6 protein-coding genes are annotated in these 3,955 nt (G+C 31.4%); 5 read left to right on the top strand and 1 reads right to left on the bottom strand.

Annotated elements, in window-relative coordinates; genetic code table 11:
* Window positions 1–104: 104 nt before the first annotated feature.
* Complete coding sequence (locus Q1B37_RS24150) at window positions 105–314, bottom strand: hypothetical protein (RefSeq protein ID WP_299903331.1); 210 nt, start codon at window positions 312–314, stop codon at window positions 105–107.
* Window positions 315–454: 140 nt separating this feature from the next.
* On the opposite strand from Q1B37_RS24150, the gene Q1B37_RS24145 reads away from it, so the two are divergent.
* From Q1B37_RS24145 to Q1B37_RS24125, 5 genes are all read left to right on the top strand, one after another.
* Window positions 455–670, top strand: a complete 216-nt coding sequence (locus Q1B37_RS24145) for a helix-turn-helix transcriptional regulator (RefSeq protein ID WP_298342501.1) — start codon at window positions 455–457, stop codon at window positions 668–670.
* Window positions 671–675: 5 nt separating this feature from the next.
* The gene (locus Q1B37_RS24140) at window positions 676–1,197 is read left to right on the top strand and encodes an SLATT domain-containing protein (protein ID WP_299903329.1); all 522 of its coding nucleotides are present in this window, start codon (window positions 676–678) and stop codon (window positions 1,195–1,197) included.
* 1 nt (window position 1,198) lies between these two features.
* Window positions 1,199–2,005: a nucleotidyltransferase domain-containing protein gene (locus Q1B37_RS24135; protein ID WP_299903327.1), complete on the top strand. Its 807-nt coding sequence runs from the start codon at window positions 1,199–1,201 to the stop codon at window positions 2,003–2,005.
* 596 nt (window positions 2,006–2,601) lie between these two features.
* Window positions 2,602–2,991, top strand: coding sequence for a hypothetical protein (locus Q1B37_RS24130; RefSeq protein WP_299903325.1), 390 nt, complete (start codon window positions 2,602–2,604; stop codon window positions 2,989–2,991).
* A 190-nt stretch (window positions 2,992–3,181) separates the two neighbouring features.
* Complete coding sequence (locus tag Q1B37_RS24125; RefSeq protein ID WP_299903323.1) at window positions 3,182–3,850, top strand: HEAT repeat domain-containing protein; 669 nt, start codon at window positions 3,182–3,184, stop codon at window positions 3,848–3,850.
* Window positions 3,851–3,955: the final 105 nt, after the last annotated feature.

Below are 3,955 nucleotides of genomic sequence, written 5' to 3'. Positions count from 1 at the left end.
AGTTAGCAACCAATGCGCAGAAAAATCAAAAAGCAAGGTAACATTTTGCTTTGCTACAACACATATATAAAACGTTGTATGCCATTGCGGAAAAGCCAACTTTATTAGATTTTCGGTTTTGGGTTTCTTCTTGTTGGATACATCACCTGTTGTTTTTTGAATTGACCGATTTCCTCCCTCAACGTTTGATTGATATTGTAGATCAAATCATTTTGGTATTTCATAATTCCTAATAAATCGTGCATAGCGTTTAAATTTTCTAATTGCTTGTAAACAATCTCTTCTAAATCGGCTTTGGTATATCTTTTGCTCATAATCTATAAGTATTGAAAAGTATTCTTTAGAATTTCTAAACAAATCTATATAAACTCTATCTAAATTCAAAACAAAACTTTAGAAATTCTATATTTTTCTTTTCAATAACTAAATTTATATCAACAAATTCGAAAGATTTATGACTTCTTTAGGGCTATACTTAACAAAAAAATCAGTTAATAGAGCAATGGTTTCAAGAAGAACGGGAATAAGTCAAGCAAGATTATCCCAATTAACTTCAAATGAATCAACTAAGCTAAGAGCAGATGAATTGTATTTAATTGCTCTTGCGATTGATATTGACCCTGGAGAAATGTTTAAAGAAATTTTTGAGGGTATGAAATTGGAACAATAAAATCTATGGAAAACACTAAGGGCAAAATAAAAAGAATAAAAGTTGATTCTCTTTACGGTAAGAAAAAACATTTTAATGCCGCTGACCGAAAAGAAAAACAACATTATTGGATTGGTATTCCTTTAATATTCATTAATGTTTTGACTGGTTCTGTTTTGTTTTATGTGTTAACAGATGGTGTCACAAACTGGGTAAAATTTGTACCATTAGTTTTAGCTCTTATAGCTGCCCTTTTGAGTGGGTTTCAAACATTTTTAAATCTTCAAAAAAAGGTTGAGGGTCATAGAAGAGTTGGAAATAAATATTTGGCTATTATGAAAAGATGCGATAGACTTCAAGCATATATTGAAGATGACGCTATTAAGGACAAACATTTAATTGAAAGTCTTGAAGAAATTGCTAACGAAATAGAAGACATAAATAAAGAATCTGAATCGTTTCCTACAAGTAAATCAGATTATGAACTTGCCAAAAAAGGAATTGAATCCGGTGAAGAATCATATACTGCAAGCGAATTAGAATTATAATATGGCAAGTTCAATAGATACTTATTTAAGAAATTTATCCTACTCTTTTTACTTAAAAAAGGATTCGGCTGAAATTTCAAGAATTAATACTTCAAAAGACAATCTTTTGGCAAACCTTGACAAAGAATTAGGTCTTTTAATAAAAAGAAGGTTTGTTTTTGGGTCGTATGACAGAGACACTATTCTTCCTCGTTCAGTTGATAGTAAATCTGACATAGACATTATGGTTGTATTCAACCATACCGAATATGAAAGAACACCTGAAACGTATCGTGCTTGGTTAAAAAATTTCGGTAATAAATACTACAAAGACAGATATGGTTCAGAAGTAGTAAGGTCATTTCCTACCGTAACTATTAGACTTGGAAATATTCATTATGACCTTGTCCCTGCAAAAGAAGAAAGTACTTATTGGTCTTCAACATTGTATATTCCTGGTGATTATGGTTGGCAAACAACTGACCCAAATGATGTTAAGTCAAAACTTACTGAAGTAAACACAAAATATAATTCAATCGTTCGCCCAATCATTCGTCTAATGAAAGCGTGGAATTGCACGAATGGATTTCCTTATGATTCGTATAAATTAGAGCTTTTTATTACAGGTCTGAATTTTTATGGAGATAATGTAGAAAAAGGTTTTTTCTATGCTGTTGGACAGTTATCAACTGAATGGAACGACTCTCAAACAAAAAAAGATAAAGTGACAAGTTTAAAATACAATATTGGAAAGGTAAAAGAATGTTTAGAAAATTATGATGTAGATGGTGCGAAGAGATGGTTACATAGAATTTTACCTTATGGATAATAAAAAACGGCATACAACAAAATGTATAGTGCATAGCTACCCTGCGGGATAGCAACGCACCATACATGAGACGTTATCCGTGCATTTTAGGAATCTGAAAATTAGAACGAAAGCAACGAACGGTTAACCACCCAATGACCTGAGTATTTTTGTGATGGTTAAGACCTAATCGAGGAAAAAGCGATAGAAAAAACCAAAATTGAGGAGGAATACGGAGTAGTAACGTGCTAAAAAATCGCTTTTTTGGCTGATCAGCTTCTGACGAAAAAAAGTTCAGGTTCATTTGATAAGGTCTGTCTCCTGCTCTATGATTGCAAGGTGATCGCAAGAAAAGAAAAAATAAAATTGACGGAGTAATAACGCAAGTAATATCACCTTGCTTGGCTAGTCTAGTAAGGTTAGTGACTGAAAAAAGAACGCACGATAACAAGATATATGTGCCATAGCAGCAAAGTGATCAATCGATTGGTTGTTGTATATTTATAAAGGCGCAATGCTTGCAGAGAGTAAAAGTTAGCAATCAATGCGCTTTTTTTGTCTAAAACAGGGTAACATTTTGCTCTGCTACGACACATATATTAAACGTTGTGTACAATATGATGAAGAATCTATTTTTAATATTAATGTTTTTACCACTGACCGTAATTGGACAACATCTCAAATGTTGTGAATCTGAAAAAGAAGTTGAGTCTTATCTGAGCGGAATATGGAAAATTAAAGACTCTGAATCTAAAACCTGTTACAAATATTGGTTTGAAAAAGGACAAGGTAATCTTACAGAAATTGAACTAACTGAAAATAAAGGTGAGTATCTAATAATTGACAATCACCCTTTTGTGGATATTATAAAATATGATATGGGGTTCAAGTTAAGATTTACAAATCTTGCTGGGAATTGGACTTCTGAATTAAAATACCTGAATTCAAAAAGAATGATTCTTGTGACGAATAAAAAAGAAGTGGAATATATTAAAATACCTGAATAAAAACTGTACACAACACGATATATGTGATCATAGCAACTAAGTCATAAATCCCATGGTTGTTGCATTTTTGCTAAGGCGCAATACTTGCAGAAGGTAAAAGTTAGCAACCAATGCGCAGAAAAATCAAAAAGCAGGGTAACATTTTGCTCTGCTACGACACATATATTAAACGTTATAGGTAATTACAAATATGAACTTAAAGGAGTTTAAAAAAATATTAAAAAATGGAACTGACGAAGCTAAGCACAAGGCAATGTCTAATGCGGACTTATCTTTACTGAATATTGAAATCTTTGATATTTTATTTGAACTTTTAAAAGATAGTAATCCTAACAATCGATTTTTTGCGATTTTTCATCTAATTGACAAGTTCCCTAAGTCTCTATCCAAAATTAAAGATGATTATATTACTGAGATTTACAATACTTTATTTGACGAATATACTCCTGTTGCAGATAGAGCAACATGGGCTCTTAGTATTGCAGGAGAAAAAGCTTTAGAAAAACTGGTGAAAGAATATCATTCTGGATCTATTGACACTAAGATTAAAATCGTATACGCTATTGGACGTGGTAAATTTAGTGAACACTCTAAAAAAAGAATTCAAATCTTGTTAGATGGAATTAAATCTGATAATGATAATTTAAAGTTTCAAGCAATGAGTGCAATTATGTCGAACACAAATTTAGAATCTAAAAATATTTGGAATTCAGTCGATAACCCTTCGATAGACCTAAAAAAAATTCATAAGATGATTTTACCAATTGCTAAAGAATTCAACAAATCAAGTAATAAACATTTTAAAGATTCTTCTGTTATATATATAAACTGGATAGAAAAAACCTATAACAAAGTATAAAAACCATTAAAACGGTTTTTATACAAACCGTTATCCGTGCATTTTAGGAATCTGAAAAGCAAAACGAAAGCAACGAACGGTTAACCACCCAATGGTCTAGTATAT

The organism is uncultured Aquimarina sp. (assembly GCF_947492965.1).
Lineage (GTDB): Bacteria > Bacteroidota > Bacteroidia > Flavobacteriales > Flavobacteriaceae > Aquimarina.
Note: the sequence above shows the minus strand (reverse complement) of the source record. Positions and strands in the feature narration are given on the sequence as shown.